Source organism: [Clostridium] scindens (assembly GCF_019597925.1).
GTDB lineage: Bacteria > Bacillota > Clostridia > Lachnospirales > Lachnospiraceae > Clostridium_AP.
In genome coordinates this window covers 2514488-2527838 of the sequence record NZ_CP080442.1, presented here as the reverse complement: position 1 = coordinate 2527838, position 13351 = coordinate 2514488, and the positions used below count along the sequence as shown (strand labels likewise).

The 13351-nt window shown below is 48.2% G+C and carries 15 protein-coding genes and 1 tRNA gene; 12 read left to right on the top strand and 4 right to left on the bottom strand.

What is annotated here, in order from left to right; translation table 11 throughout:
• Positions 1-66: 66 nt before the first annotated feature.
• From K0036_RS12160 to K0036_RS12120, 9 genes are all read left to right on the top strand, one after another.
• Positions 67-957, top strand: coding sequence for a LysR family transcriptional regulator (locus K0036_RS12160; protein WP_220429823.1), 891 nt, complete (start codon positions 67-69; stop codon positions 955-957).
• 134 nt (positions 958-1091) lie between these two features.
• On the top strand, positions 1092-1877 hold the full coding sequence (locus K0036_RS12155; RefSeq protein ID WP_025643068.1) for a shikimate kinase: 786 nt from the start codon (positions 1092-1094) through the stop codon (positions 1875-1877).
• Entirely contained in the window at positions 1877-2377 is a 501-nt protein-coding gene (locus K0036_RS12150) for a YqeG family HAD IIIA-type phosphatase (RefSeq protein WP_025643069.1), read from the top strand. Before K0036_RS12155 ends, K0036_RS12150 begins: the two co-directional genes overlap by 1 nt.
• A 92-nt stretch (positions 2378-2469) precedes the next feature.
• Entirely contained in the window at positions 2470-3027 is a 558-nt protein-coding gene (gene efp / locus K0036_RS12145; protein WP_004604777.1) for an elongation factor P, read from the top strand.
• Positions 3028-3181: 154 nt separating this feature from the next.
• Positions 3182-4057, top strand: a complete 876-nt coding sequence (locus tag K0036_RS12140) for a DUF5688 family protein (RefSeq protein ID WP_220429822.1) — start codon at positions 3182-3184, stop codon at positions 4055-4057.
• A 114-nt stretch (positions 4058-4171) separates the two neighbouring features.
• Positions 4172-4243 (top strand) — tRNA-Arg (locus tag K0036_RS12135).
• Positions 4244-4279: 36 nt separating this feature from the next.
• On the top strand, positions 4280-4909 hold the full coding sequence (locus tag K0036_RS12130) for a hypothetical protein (RefSeq protein ID WP_220429821.1): 630 nt from the start codon (positions 4280-4282) through the stop codon (positions 4907-4909).
• 104 nt (positions 4910-5013) lie between these two features.
• Positions 5014-5721, top strand: a complete 708-nt coding sequence (locus tag K0036_RS12125; protein WP_220429820.1) for an AzlC family ABC transporter permease — start codon at positions 5014-5016, stop codon at positions 5719-5721.
• Positions 5712-6044, top strand: coding sequence for a branched-chain amino acid transporter permease (locus K0036_RS12120; protein WP_025643073.1), 333 nt, complete (start codon positions 5712-5714; stop codon positions 6042-6044). Before K0036_RS12125 ends, K0036_RS12120 begins: the two co-directional genes overlap by 10 nt.
• Before the next feature lie 59 nt (positions 6045-6103).
• Here K0036_RS12120 and K0036_RS12115 read toward each other — a convergent pair whose 3' ends face one another.
• The 4 genes from K0036_RS12115 to K0036_RS12100 all read right to left on the bottom strand — a co-directional run bounded on the left by K0036_RS12115 (position 6104) and on the right by K0036_RS12100 (position 8836).
• The gene (locus tag K0036_RS12115) at positions 6104-6934 is read right to left on the bottom strand and encodes a hypothetical protein (protein ID WP_025643074.1); all 831 of its coding nucleotides are present in this window, start codon (positions 6932-6934) and stop codon (positions 6104-6106) included.
• Positions 6928-7629 carry an ABC transporter ATP-binding protein gene (locus K0036_RS12110; RefSeq protein WP_025643075.1) on the bottom strand — a complete coding sequence of 234 codons (702 nt, stop codon included), beginning with the start codon at positions 7627-7629 and terminating at the stop codon, positions 6928-6930. Before K0036_RS12110 ends, K0036_RS12115 begins: the two co-directional genes overlap by 7 nt.
• 1 nt (position 7630) lies before the next feature.
• The gene (locus K0036_RS12105; RefSeq protein ID WP_025643076.1) at positions 7631-7999 is read right to left on the bottom strand and encodes a GntR family transcriptional regulator; all 369 of its coding nucleotides are present in this window, start codon (positions 7997-7999) and stop codon (positions 7631-7633) included.
• A gap of 180 nt (positions 8000-8179) precedes the next feature.
• Complete coding sequence (locus K0036_RS12100) at positions 8180-8836, bottom strand: flavin reductase (RefSeq protein ID WP_025643077.1); 657 nt, start codon at positions 8834-8836, stop codon at positions 8180-8182.
• A gap of 187 nt (positions 8837-9023) precedes the next feature.
• On the opposite strand from K0036_RS12100, the gene argS reads away from it, so the two are divergent.
• The 3 genes from argS to K0036_RS12085 all read left to right on the top strand — a co-directional run bounded on the left by argS (position 9024) and on the right by K0036_RS12085 (position 13312).
• Positions 9024-10790, top strand: a complete 1767-nt coding sequence (argS, locus tag K0036_RS12095; protein WP_220429819.1) for an arginine--tRNA ligase — start codon at positions 9024-9026, stop codon at positions 10788-10790.
• Between the two features lie 3 nt (positions 10791-10793).
• Positions 10794-11948 carry an alanyl-tRNA editing protein gene (locus K0036_RS12090; RefSeq protein ID WP_220429818.1) on the top strand — a complete coding sequence of 385 codons (1155 nt, stop codon included), beginning with the start codon at positions 10794-10796 and terminating at the stop codon, positions 11946-11948.
• A gap of 92 nt (positions 11949-12040) precedes the next feature.
• Positions 12041-13312, top strand: a complete 1272-nt coding sequence (locus tag K0036_RS12085; RefSeq protein ID WP_220429817.1) for a S1C family serine protease — start codon at positions 12041-12043, stop codon at positions 13310-13312.
• The last annotated feature ends 39 nt before the right edge of the window (positions 13313-13351 follow it).

Below are 13351 nucleotides of genomic sequence, written 5' to 3'. Positions count from 1 at the left end.
GAAGATGATAGAATTTGTCTATGGATTGTGCTATACTTGGTAAAAATCGACAAAGGAGGATAAAATATGAACTTAAATCAGCTACAGTACTTTGTGACACTTGCACATATGGAGCATTACACAAGAGCAGCGGAAAAACTGTCGATCACGCAGCCAAGTTTAAGTCATGCGATTTCCTCGTTAGAAAATGAGCTAGGGACTTATCTGTTTGAAAAGCAGGGACGCAATGTTGTCCTGACCAAGTATGGCAGGCTATTTATGGAATATGCCGAAGAAGCGTTAAGCATTCTGGATGCAGGCATACGCAAGACGAAAGCGATGACGAGCGAAACCAGCGGACACATGGACATGGGATACATCTATACACAGGGAGGAGAATTCATACCGGAGGTGGTGAAAGGCTTCTTGAATGAGAACCCGGACAGGGAGGTGGAATTCGGCTTTCACAATGGCGTGACGGAGGATATCTTAAAGGGAATCAGGGAAGAAAAATACGACGTAGGCTTCTGCTCTATGAAAGAGGGGCAGAAAGATCTGGAGTTCTTTCCTGTGGCGCAGGAGAAACTGATTGCGGCGGTTCCATTAGGACACCCCCTGGCAGGACGGGGCAGCGTGGAAGTTGCGGAACTGGCAGCCTACCCCCAGATTTTCTTTAATGAAGAGAGCGGCCTGCGGCCCGTGATAGACCAGATATTCAGAGAACATGGAGAAAAGCCGGATATCCGGTACATGGTGGATGAAGACAGCGCGCTTGTAGGGCTGGTGGCAAAAGGCTTCGGCGTTGGAATCGTGCCGGACGTGCCGGCCATTCGCAGCATGCGTGCCGCATTCCTGGAAATAGAGAATCTGGATTATAGGAGGCTGATCTATATGGTTACCTGCAAGAATAAATATCTGGCCCCAATAGCAAAGGATTTTATAGACTATGTCAAGTCGCGGCATGGCTTGAAAAAATAGACGGAAATTCTTGCGAAAGTGCGGGAATATTGATATAATACACGAGTGTGTATACCATGTATGCCCTACGAAAAAAGGGCGCAGATACGCTTGTGAACAGTTTGAAAGTAGATAGGAAGTAGGAGAGATAAGACATGAATGATTTAGAGATGTACAGAGAGCAGTTGGGGCTGTGCGATGACAAGATTATTGACGCGTTGGTAGAGCGTAATGCGATCATTGAGAAGATCATGGCATATAAGGAAACGTATGGAATGCCGATCCTGCAGCCGCAGCAGGAGGCAAAGCAGAAGATGAGGCTGGAAGAGAAACTTGCCGATAACAAGTACAAAGAGGAAATCTATGATGTTTTCCGCTGCATTCTGCGTAACAGCAAGAGAATCCAGGCAAGAAAATTATTTGATTACAATATTGTGCTGATTGGATTTATGGGAGCAGGAAAGACCACCATATCCGATTACCTGAGCACCATGTTTGCCATGGACATCATCGAAATGGATCAAGTGATCGCAGAACGGGAAGAGATGAGTATTCCTGATATCTTTGCTACATACGGGGAAGAATACTTCCGTGATCTGGAGACAAATCTGCTGATCGAAATGCAGTCTCATAAGAATACGGTGATCTCCTGCGGCGGGGGCGCTGCCTTGAGAGAGAGGAACGTAGCGGAGATGAAGAAGAACGGCAGGGTAGTGCTTCTGACTGCAAGTCCGGAGACCATCTATGAAAGGGTGAAGGACAGCGATGACAGGCCCGTGCTCAACGGAAGGAAGAATGTAAAGGGCATCTCTGAACTTATGGAGCAGCGTCGTGAAAAATATGAAGCGGCAGCAGACATCGTAATTAATACGGATGACAAGACAGTCCTGCAGATCTGCGAGGAACTAATCCAGCGGCTGTCGGAAATGGAAGAACGCTAATGTTTGATATGTTTTATCCCGACAGGTATATTGCATCTACCTATGTCATAGATTTTGAAAAATTGTATGAAGAAGGCTACAGGGGCCTGATCTTCGATATAGACAATACGCTAGTCCCCCATGGGGCTCCGGCGGACAACAGGGCGATAGCGCTGTTTGACAGGCTTAGAAAGATCGGTTTCAGGAGCTGCCTGATCTCCAATAACCAGGAACCAAGGGTCAAGATGTTCAATCAGGATATCCAGACGGACTATGTATACAATGCCCATAAGCCGTCCACGAAGAACTATATTAAGGCCATGGAGATCATGGGGACAGATAGGAGCAACACGCTGTTTATCGGTGACCAGCTTTTTACCGATGTATGGGGTGCTAAGAGGGCTGGAATCCATAATATTCTGGTAAAGCCGATCCATCCAAAAGAAGAGATTCAGATCGTTCTGAAGCGGTATTTGGAGAAAATCGTGCTATTCTTTTACCGCAGGAGTCTTATGCGGTAAAAAAGGGTTGAAAAAAGGCGTAATCTATTATAGAATGAAAAAAGTGAAAGAACGTATAGTGCCATCCGGGCACGACTAAGGAGGATTATAGAATGGTATCAGCAGGAGATTTTAAGAACGGCCTTACTGTAGAGATTGAGGGAAATGTATTCCAGATTCTGGAATTCCAGCATGTAAAGCCGGGAAAAGGTGCGGCTTTCGTACGTACAAAGTTAAAGAATATTATTAACGGCGGCGTTGTTGAGAAGACATTCCGCCCAACAGAAAAGTTTGAGAACGCGCATATTGACAGAAAAGAGATGCAGTATCTCTACAACGACGGAGATCTTTACTATTTCATGGACACAGAGACCTATGACCAGATTGCTGTCAATAACGACACAGTAGGGGATTCTCTGAAGTTTGTAAAAGAGAATGAAAACGTCAAGCTTAGTTCTTACCAGGGCAGCGTATTTGCCATAGAGCCGCCTCTGAACGTAGAACTTGAGATTACGGAGACAGAGCCTGGATTCAAGGGTGATACGGCAACAGGCGCTACAAAGCCGGCGATCGTTGAGACGGGCGCGCAGGTAATGGTTCCTCTGTTCGTTGAATCCGGCGAGAAGATTAAGATCGACACGCGTACAGGAGACTATCTTTCCAGAGTATAATGCTAATTGTAAAAAAAGCCTTGCAATTTTTGCGGGGCTTTTTTATAATTGTAATACCATAATCAATCAACTCATATTTTTCTATCTATTCAAAGGCGCGTTCGTGCCGCGTTACCATGAAAAAATACTATGCTGCCATAAGGAAAGGAGTTCTATGACTTATTACCAGTTTATCCAGGCAGTGGAAGTGAAAGTAAAGGAGAGGATCCAAGAGAATGTGACCGTTTCCATCCATACCGCGGTCAAGAATAACGGCACAAGGAGGCAGGGGCTTAATATCGTGGAGCAGGGAATCAATATATCCCCCACCATCTATCTGGAAGAGTACTACCAGCAGTTCCAGCATGGAGGAACGGTGGAGGAGATTGCGGGAGATATCTTAAGGCTGTATGCGCAAGTGCGATTTGGAAGTTCTTTCGAAGGCGATTATATTAAAGACTATGAGCGTGTCAGAGGGAAGATCATATATCATCTGGTCAACCGCGAATCCAATCGTCAGATGCTTAAAAACACGCCGCATAAGTTATATCTGGACCTGGCTGTGATCTTCTATGTACTGCTGGAAGTGACTCCCTATGGTACGGCATCCATGATGATAAGAAATGAGCATCTTGCTATGTGGGGCGAGACCATGGAGGGCGTGTACAGGCGGGCATGCAGGAATACCCGCGTGCTGCTCCCCGATGAATTCCAGACCATGCGGGCGGTGATCGAGGAATTGACGGGCATGGAAGAAACGGGGAAAGAGGATAGGATGTATATCTTAAGCAATGAGATCCGCAGTTACGGCGCAGCGGCGATCCTCTACGAAGGAAGGCTTGAAAGGATCGGCGATTATCTTAAGGAAAATTATTATGTGCTGCCAAGCAGCGTCCATGAGGTGATCATCGTGCCGGAGAGCGAAGCGCCGGCACAGGCGGAATTAAGCAGGCTGGTGAAAGAGATCAATGAGACGCAGGTGGACCCGGAGGAAGTGCTTTCAAACCATGCGTACTATTATGACCGAAAGCAGAAAAAATTGCAGATCTAGCTTGAAAAATCGCCTGAAATAAAAAAGTAAAGGAAATGTCGTAATCATTTCCTTTACTTTTTGGAATAAATGTGTTAATATTACAAAGGCAATTTCATAAAGGTAATCATACATGCACCCGTAGCTCAGGGGATAGAGCACCGCCCTCCGGAGGCGGGAGCGGCGGTTCGAATCCGCCCGGGTGTGTACTTTTTTTAAGTGCTTATAAGTGGAGGTAGTCTTATGGAAGGAAGAAGCAAAGACTATTCCGCCAGACGCAAGGTTCGGGGAAGGGCAGGCATCATCATAACCCTGGCCGTACTTGTACTGGTGATCGGAGTAGCAGGATTCAGCCTTACCGACGAGAAAGCCCGGAAAGCACAAAAGACAAATTCAGAAGATCTGAAGACGGAGAACAGAGGATGCGCCAATATGGAGCTCAATCCGCTTCGGATGGATGAATATCCGGAGATTACCAGCGTAGTGGACAAGTATTACCAGTCGCTGGGAGATAAGGCAAGTTTTGTAGAAGCCTATGATAATATCAAGGTATATACGAAGCTTGGAAAGTATAAGGATACATATGTGGCATTTGCCAGATATGAGATGAAGATAAAGGATATCTATACAAAGGTTCCGGGACTTGGCACCGTATATGTCTGCAAAGACAAGGATGGAGGGTATCAAGTCAGTGCAGCCGTAGAAGAGGAGGATATAAAGTCCTATATCAATGAAATCGCACAGCATGAAGATGTACAGGCTCTGATTGAAGAGACGCAGACGGCGTATCATGAGGCTGTGCAGTCGGATGCACTTCTTCAGGAAGCGCTGATGGATTTAAAAAATGCTTATGAAGACTCTACCGGAAGCTGATCAAGGTTTTGGAGGGGGCTGGCCCTTGTGGAATATGCAGGGGACTGCCCCTTTTTACGATGTTTTATACTTAAGAAGGAATAAGAGACGAAGGATGGGAGCATATGTCTGGTTATAAAATGGCATTTAAGAAGGCTTTCCCGTATACGATTCCGGTACTGACCGGCTATCTGTTTATCGGGATAGCATTTGGCGTGATGTATGCAGAGAAGGGATATTCCTTTCTCTGGGCAATGCTGATGAGCCTGCTAGTCTACGCTGGATCAGGACAATATCTGGCTGTGAATTTTTTTGTACCTGGGATTTCATTTATCCAGGTGATATTCATGACGCTGATGGTGAACGTGCGGCACATATTCTACGGAATATCGCTGCTGGAGAGATTTCATAATATGGGAAAGAAACGCTGGTATATGATATTCGGGCTTACGGATGAGACCTATTCCCTTCTTTGTACGACAAACGTCCCGGAAGGGGTGGAGGAAGAGAAATTCCTGTTTGCCATATCCATCATGAACCAGTCCTACTGGGTGATCGGCTCCGCCATCGGCGGGCTTGCCGGCGCGCTGATTCCCTTCAATTCAGAAGGGATTGATTTTGCCATGACAGCCTTGTTCGTGGTGATATTTGTAGAGCAGTGGATGGATCGTAAGAACCGCATCCCGGAGATGATCGGCGTGGCCGCATCCTTTATCTGCCTGCAGGTATTCGGGATGGACAGTTTCGTGCTGCCGTCCATGATTCTGATCGTTCTGGTCCTGTTTATCGCAAGGACCAGGCTGGAAAGGCAGGTGGATGAGACATGCCAATAAGTGCAGCAATGTCATTTCTTGTGATCCTGGCGGTCGCCTTGACTACGTTTGCGACCAGAGTGGTTCCTTTTCTGATCTTCCCGAAGGGGAAAGAGATTCCGGCTGTGATCCAGTACCTGGGAAAGGTACTGACTCCGGCAGTAATCGGGATGCTGGTGGTATACTGCCTGAAGGCTACGCCCGTGATGGATGCGCCTCATGGACTGCCGGAGGCCATAGCGGTGGCGGTTACAGCCGGACTGCATGTCTGGAAGCGGAACAATCTTCTGAGCATCGGCGCAGGGACGATCCTCTATATGGTACTGATCCAGGCTGTATTCTAATAAGAAATTTATAAAACAGGCCATGAGGTCCTCGCGGATCCCATGGCCTGTTTGGCTGATTAGATTAAGTTGATCTTCTTTTTCATAATGTAGTAGGACAAGATGTATAAGACTACATCGACAGCCACCGACAAGACGGTGGTTACCTTCAGCAGATCGATCATGTAGGCGATGAAGTTAAAGTCTGCCGGCGGGGCAGAACTGCTTGCAATCAGGAACGTATCCGAGAACAATCCGTAGATTGCCATGACGGCAAAGGAAATGACGGATACGATCGTGGTAAGGGCAAAATAGGAAACTACGGCTCCAAGGATACGATGGCCGGAGAATAACTGTCCAAGTATGATGGAAGCGTAGATCGTGATCACGCTGGTGATAGCGCTGATGACCAGGAAGAAAATCGTCCCGGCTGTAATAGCGCCCATAGAGACACCGGCATATTTGCCAGTCACCCCTAATTCCCTGAGAATCAGGTCCTTATTACTGTTGAATGCGTCTACCACGAACGGGGTGGCAGAAATAATATAAAAGGACGCAAGCAGCAGAATCATGTCAAGGCTCGCCCAGATGCTGCCGGCAATCGTCTTGGACAGCAGATGCTGGCCGCTGGTGACCGGAAGCGTGCGGGTAAGGTAGCCCTCATCCGAGAACAGGTTCTTGTAAAAACGGACGGCAATCACAATGAAGGTTCCAAATGATACGCTCATAATAATCAGGAAGAACAGCAGGAAGGAGAGGCCCAGCAAGGTACCGTCCTTTGGCGTCTCCACAAGCACGCGCCCCGTCAGGAAGAAACGTACCAGCAGCGCGGCAAACAGAAGGAACCCATGGATAAGGATCAGAAAGCGGTTCAGTGCTTTCATGTCGTATTTTATCAGTTTTCCTAACATCTGAACACCTCCCGGAATAACCCGTCAACAGACTTGCCCTGTTCCAGGCGTATTTCATCTACCGTCGTATTGAGCACTACCTGGCCCTGACGGATGAAGAGCACCCGATCCAGAATGTTCTCGATGTCATGGATCAGATGCGTGGAGATAAGAATCGTGGCATTCTCATTGTAATTGCTGAGAATCGTGTGAAGGATATAGTCCCTTGCAGCGGGATCTACGCCGCCGATCGGCTCATCCAGGATGTATAGCCTTGCATCCCTGCTCATGACCAGAATCAGCTGTACTTTTTCCTTCGTGCCTTTGGATAAGGTCTTTAAACGGGCGTTGGCATTGATCTCCAGATCCGTCAGCATCTGATAGGCCCGGTCTGTCACAAAGTTGTCATAAAAATCAGCAAAGTATTGGATGATATCCCTGACCTTCATGGAATCGTCCAGATAGGTGCGCTCAGGAAGGTAGGAGATCATCTTCTTAGTAGCGACTCCGGGCTCCTTCCCATCGATCAGCACCTTTCCCTGAGTAGGGATCAGCGCGTCATTAATCAGCTTGATCAGCGTAGTCTTTCCGCTTCCATTTGGCCCAAGCAGCCCTACGATCTGGCCTTGCTCCAAGGTAAGGTTCAGATTATTGAGGGCGTAAAAGTTGTTATTATATTTCTTAGAAAGGCCAACGCATTCCAAGATTGGATTCATATTAGTGTTCCCCCTTTATAGCATCCTGTATTAACCGCAGAGTCTCTTCCTCCTGAAAGCCAAGCTGCTTCATTTTTTCTATGAATTCCCGGATGTGCTCGCTGGCGAGACTCTCTTTTAAGTGTTTCAGCATCTTTTCATCCTCCGTAATAAACCTGCCGCTGGTCCGCTGGGAATGTACAAGGCCATTGCGCTCCAGCTCGGACAGGGCTTTCTGCATCGTATTGGGATTGACTGCGGCTTCCAGTGCAAGATCCCTGACAGAGGGCAGCTTGTCCCCTGGCTTATATACGCCGGCCACGATATCTAGCTGGATCTTTTCCATCAGCTGAAGATAGATTGGGCGGTCATTATCTAAATCCCATGGCATTCTCTTCACCTCGCTTTTGAGAACTATTGTACTATCTATATAGTACAATAATACATATATGGGAAAATGTCAAGGGTAAGATGAAATATGAGTGGGAGAAGGCCGAAAAAAACCGGCCGGGAAGGAACCTCAAAGAGGAGGGATTCCCTTCCGGCCGGCATACCGTCCGCGCGTCTGTAATTATGAATTACCTGTCTTGCGGAATTTGTCTTTTCCCTGATGACAGATTGGGCAGGTGTAGGTATCTGGAAGTTCTTCGAAGGGGATATCTCCATCATAGACATATCCGCAGACGCTGCATACCCACTTTGCGCCAGAGCCGCTGGCTGGCTCGTCCTCCTGCGGAAGATAAGTAGGAGCGTTCTTGGGACTCTTGCCTTTGACAACCTTATGGTAATAGGAATAGGTCATGGCAGGATCTGAGCCAATGACGTCCCCGTCGATGACTTCGCCTAAAAAGACGGTGTGAGTCGAGGTCTCCATCTTATCAATGAGGCGGCAGACAATGTAGCCGCAGGAATCTTTGACGATAGGAAGTCCTTCTTTGACGGTGTAATCGATGTCATCGAATTTATTGACATCCCTTCCTGTGCGGAAGCCGAAGCATCCGATCAGGCCTGGGTCGGAAGTTTCCGACAGAATGGATATGGCAAACTTGCCGGTCCTTGCAATGCAGGAGTTGGTATAGTTATCGTGATTCATGCTTAAAGCAATTGTCGCGGGGGATGAAGTGATCTGCATGATGCTGTTGGCAATGCAGCCAGTATTGCGGTCTCCATCAAGGGAAGACACTACATAGACGCCATAGGACAGGTTGCGGAAAACGTTTGGGTTCATAAAAAATCCTCCTTTATATAATAATAGTAATTGTTATTAATAATATAGCACGTTCCTGGATTTTTTGCAATAAGAGTTTTAAGATATGGTTGTTGCCTGGAAATCCTTGTGATAGAATAACTAGATGAGACTGTAATAGTATGCTGGATTTCAAAGATATTATTCAGATCAACAAGGAGGAATCAAGATGAAGAAAATAATAGATCTCGTTGCAGACGAACTGGCGGAGGCATTTGAAAAAGCCGGATATGACAGGTCCTATGCAAAGGTGACCCTTTCGAACCGCCCGGATTTGTGCGAATATCAATGTAACGGCGCTATGGCGGGGGCAAAGGCATATAAAAAGGCGCCGATCATGATCGCTGAGGCTGTGGCAGAGAACTTAAAGGACAGCAGATGCATTGAGGAAGTAAATGCAGTAAAGCCAGGATTTATTAATATGAAGCTCAGGAAAGACTATGTGGCCGGCTTCCTGAATGATATGGGGGCAGACGGCGAGCTGGGAGTAGAAAAAGCAAAAGAGCCAAAGATGATCCTGGTAGATTATGGCGGGCCTAATGTGGCGAAGCCGCTTCATGTAGGCCATCTGCGTTCCGCGATCATCGGGGAGAGCATCAAGAGGATTGCCAGAAAGATGGGACATGAGGTTTTGGGAGATATTCATCTGGGCGACTGGGGATACCAGATGGGACTGATCATAACGGAACTTCGGGAGCGTAAGCCCCAGCTTCCGTATTTTGATGATCGTTTCCAGGGAGAGTATCCGAGCGAGGCGCCTTTTACCATAAGCGAGCTGGAAGAGATCTATCCGACGGCGAGCCAGAAGGCAAAAGAAGATGAGGCATATAGAGAAGAGGCGCTAAATGCGACTTATCTGCTGCAGAATGGGCACCGGGGCTATACGGCAGTGTGGAATCATATCATGAAGATATCGGTGGCCGATTTGAAGAAGAACTATGCCAACCTGAATGTAGAATTCGACCTGTGGAAGGGCGAGGCAGATGCCCAGGCCTATATTCCGGACATGATCGAGCGACTGAAAAAGGAAGGATACGCGCACATTGATGAAGGGGCGCTGGTGATTGATGTCCAGGAAGAGACGGACACCAAGGAAGTGCCGCCTTGCATGATACAGAAGTCCGACGGAGCGTCCTTATATGGAACGACGGATCTGGCGACCCTGGTGCAAAGGGAAGCGGATTACCATCCGGATAAGATCATCTATGTCGTGGACAAGCGCCAGGAATTACATTTTGTGCAGGTATTCCGCACTGCTAAGAAGACGGGGATCGTGCCGGAGGAGACGCAGTTAAGATTCCTGGGCTTTGGCACGATGAACGGCAAGGATGGAAAGCCTTTTAAGACCAGGGAGGGCGGAGTCATGCGCCTGGAGAACCTGATTGCAGAGATTGAAGAGGAGATGTATAAAAAGATTGCCGAGAACCGTACTGTGGCAGAGGATGAGGCAAAAGAGACGGCAAAGATCGTGGGCATGTCGGCAATCAAGTATGGGGATCTGTCAAACCAGGCATCCAAAGATTATGTATTCGACGTGGACCGGTTCACTTCTTTTGAGGGCAACACAGGGCCTTACATCCTGTATACCATCGTTCGAATCAAGTCCATCCTGAATAAATATCAGGCACAAGGGAAATCCCTTGAAGGACTTGTGATCGAGAGCGCCCATAATGAGAGCGAGAAGGCTCTGATGCTGGAAGTGGCAAAATACAATGAGGTGATGGAGACGGCATATGAAGAACTGGCGCCTCATAAGGTGTGCGCATATATCTATGACGTGGCCAATGCATTTAACCGCTTCTATCATGAGACGAAGATTCTGTCAGAAGAGAACGAGGCCAGGCAGAAGAGTTACCTTGCCTTGCTGATACTGGCAAAAAAAGTGCTGGAAGCATGCATAGACGTGCTGGGATTTGAAGCACCGGAGAGGATGTAGGACGTGACGGACAGATTATATTATAATGACAGCCATAGGAAGGAATTTGAAGCAAAGGTGCTGGACTGCCGTCCGGTAAAAGACAAGTATGAGGTGGTGCTGGATCGCACCGCCTTTTTCCCGGAAGGGGGCGGCCAGTATGCCGATACCGGCTATCTGGATGACGTCGAAGTGCTGGATGTTAAGGAGAGGGAAGATGTGATCTTCCACACGACGGCAGCGCCGCTGGATACCGGAAGAACGGTGGCAGGCAGAATCGATTGGGAGCAGCGATTCGACAGGATGCAGCAGCATACGGGGGAGCATATAGTCTCCGGCCTGATCCATCGGCGGTTTGGCTATGACAATGTTGGCTTTCACTTGGGCAGCGATTACTGTACCATGGATTTTAACGGGCCCATTCCGAGGGAAGCGTTAAAAGAGATCGAGCAGGAGGCTAACCGGGCGGTCTTTCAGAATCTAGATATCCAGATCAGCTATCCGTCCAAAGTGGAATTAAAAGAACTCGATTACCGCAGCAAGATTGAAATTGACGGCCAGGTCCGGATCTTGACGGTACCAGGATACGATGTGTGCGCCTGCTGCGCGCCACATGTGAAGAGGACTGGGGAGATTGGGCTGATCAAGCTGGTAGGCATGGTCAAGTATAAAGGCGGAGAACGCATCAGCATGCTCTGCGGGAGCAGAGCGCTTCTGGATTACGAGATCAAGGATGAAAATGCCAAGAGGATATCCGCGCTTCTGTGTGCCAAGGAATATGAAGTGGCTGACGCGGTGGAGCGTATGAAGGAAGAACAGGCCAGCCTGAAGGGCAAACTGGCCTCCTTCCAGCAGAAACTGCTGTCTTATCAGGCGGCACAGATTCCTGTGGAAGATAAGGTGACGGCTGTATTCGACCCTTCGCTTTCCGGGAATGCTCCAAGAGATCTTATGAACCTGCTGCTGGGAAGAGGCGCGGCAGTATGTGCAGTGTTTACAGGAACCGATGAAGCGGGCTACCGTTATGTCATAGGGAGCAGAAGGGAAGACGTCCGTCCTCTGTGCAGGATGCTGAATGAGGCATTTGAGGGAAGAGGCGGCGGAAAGCCGGAAATGGCGCAGGGTTCTATGAAGGGCAGCGAGGAAAAGATACGGGATTTAATAGGGAATTGGATTTAATCGTTTCGTCATTCTTTCATCACAATTTAAACACAATTTGGCAGTAGACTACATACATAGACAAAGATAAATAGATGAAAGGAGACTTTTATATGGAAAATCAATATACTTATTATACACCGGAACAGGATGAAAATAATCAGAATGCAGGAGGCCCAGACTTAAAAGAGCCTCATAAGAAGAATAAGAAAGGCGCCCCGAAGTGGGTTAAGGCAGCCTGCCTCGGCCTGGTGTTCGGCCTGGTGGCAAGCGCGGCATTCCAGACCAGCAACATCGTTGCGGGAAAGATTATCGGCACTTCGGACAGCGCCAAAAAGGCAAAGCAGACGGCTACCGTGGACAGCACCAAGCTTACCACGTCAGCGGATAGCAAGGTGTCCTCGGATATTGCCGACATTGCAAAAAACGCAATGCCTTCCGTAGTCTCGATCACGAACATGAGCGTGCAGCAGGTGCAGAATTTCTTTGGCGGCGTGCAGGAACAGAAAAGCGAGAGCGTAGGCTCCGGCATTATTATCGGACAGAATGATACAGAACTTCTGATCGTTACAAACAACCACGTTGTGGCAGGAAATGATACGCTGACCGTTTCCTTTATTGATGAGGAAAGCGTGGAGGCGAATGTCAAAGGAACCAACGCGGCAAAGGATCTGGCAGTAGTAGCGGTGAAACTTAGCGATATTAAGGATTCTACTATGGATGCGATTGCGGTGGCTACCCTCGGGGATTCCACGCAGATTCAGGTTGGCGAGCCGGCCATCGCTATCGGGAACGCCCTGGGTTATGGGCAGTCTGTGACAACCGGCATCATCTCAGCAACCAACAGGGAATTAAACGGTTTTGACGGCAAGCTGATCCAGACGGATGCGGCAATCAATCCCGGCAACAGTGGCGGCGCGCTTCTCAATGCCAAAGGAGAGGTCATCGGGATCAATTCCGCCAAAGTGGCTACGGATACTGTAGAAGGCATGGGCTATGCAATCCCGATCTCTGATGCAAGCGATATTATTACGAACCTTATGAACCAGAAGACCAAGACGAAGGTTGCGGAAAATGAAAGAGGCTATATCGGAATCCAAGGCGTGGATGTTACGGCCGACAGCGCCGAGATGTACAATATGCCTACAGGCGTATACGTATCAGAAGTGATCTCAGGCGGAGCCGCACAGAAGGCAGGCATCTCCAAAGGGGCGGTCATTACAGGCCTTGACGGGACGGAGATCGATAGCATGAGTACCCTGCAGGAACAGCTGCAGTATTATAAGGCGGGCGAAAAAGTTACATTGACCGTCCAGACTCCTGGCAAGAACGGGGAATATGAGAAGAATGATGTAGAAGTTACTCTTGGAACCAATGCGCAATAATGCTATAATAGTACCCAACTAGGAAACACACCTTAGGAG

Excerpts from the sequence above, each read along its gene's own strand:
- K0036_RS12160 (WP_220429823.1), top strand. The coding sequence starts at position 67 with ATGAACTTAAATCAGCTACAGTACTTTGTGACACTTGCACATATGGAG.
- K0036_RS12155 (WP_025643068.1), top strand. The coding sequence starts at position 1,092 with ATGAATGATTTAGAGATGTACAGAGAGCAGTTGGGGCTGTGCGATGAC.
- K0036_RS12150 (WP_025643069.1), top strand. The coding sequence starts at position 1,877 with ATGTTTGATATGTTTTATCCCGACAGGTATATTGCATCTACCTATGTC.
- efp (WP_004604777.1), top strand. The coding sequence starts at position 2,470 with ATGGTATCAGCAGGAGATTTTAAGAACGGCCTTACTGTAGAGATTGAG.
- K0036_RS12140 (WP_220429822.1), top strand. The coding sequence starts at position 3,182 with ATGACTTATTACCAGTTTATCCAGGCAGTGGAAGTGAAAGTAAAGGAG.
- K0036_RS12130 (WP_220429821.1), top strand. The coding sequence starts at position 4,280 with ATGGAAGGAAGAAGCAAAGACTATTCCGCCAGACGCAAGGTTCGGGGA.
- K0036_RS12125 (WP_220429820.1), top strand. The coding sequence starts at position 5,014 with ATGTCTGGTTATAAAATGGCATTTAAGAAGGCTTTCCCGTATACGATT.
- K0036_RS12120 (WP_025643073.1), top strand. The coding sequence starts at position 5,712 with ATGCCAATAAGTGCAGCAATGTCATTTCTTGTGATCCTGGCGGTCGCC.
- K0036_RS12115 (WP_025643074.1), bottom strand. The coding sequence starts at position 6,934 with ATGTTAGGAAAACTGATAAAATACGACATGAAAGCACTGAACCGCTTT.
- K0036_RS12110 (WP_025643075.1), bottom strand. The coding sequence starts at position 7,629 with ATGAATCCAATCTTGGAATGCGTTGGCCTTTCTAAGAAATATAATAAC.
- K0036_RS12105 (WP_025643076.1), bottom strand. The coding sequence starts at position 7,999 with ATGCCATGGGATTTAGATAATGACCGCCCAATCTATCTTCAGCTGATG.
- K0036_RS12100 (WP_025643077.1), bottom strand. The coding sequence starts at position 8,836 with ATGAACCCAAACGTTTTCCGCAACCTGTCCTATGGCGTCTATGTAGTG.
- argS (WP_220429819.1), top strand. The coding sequence starts at position 9,024 with ATGAAGAAAATAATAGATCTCGTTGCAGACGAACTGGCGGAGGCATTT.
- K0036_RS12085 (WP_220429817.1), top strand. The coding sequence starts at position 12,041 with ATGGAAAATCAATATACTTATTATACACCGGAACAGGATGAAAATAAT.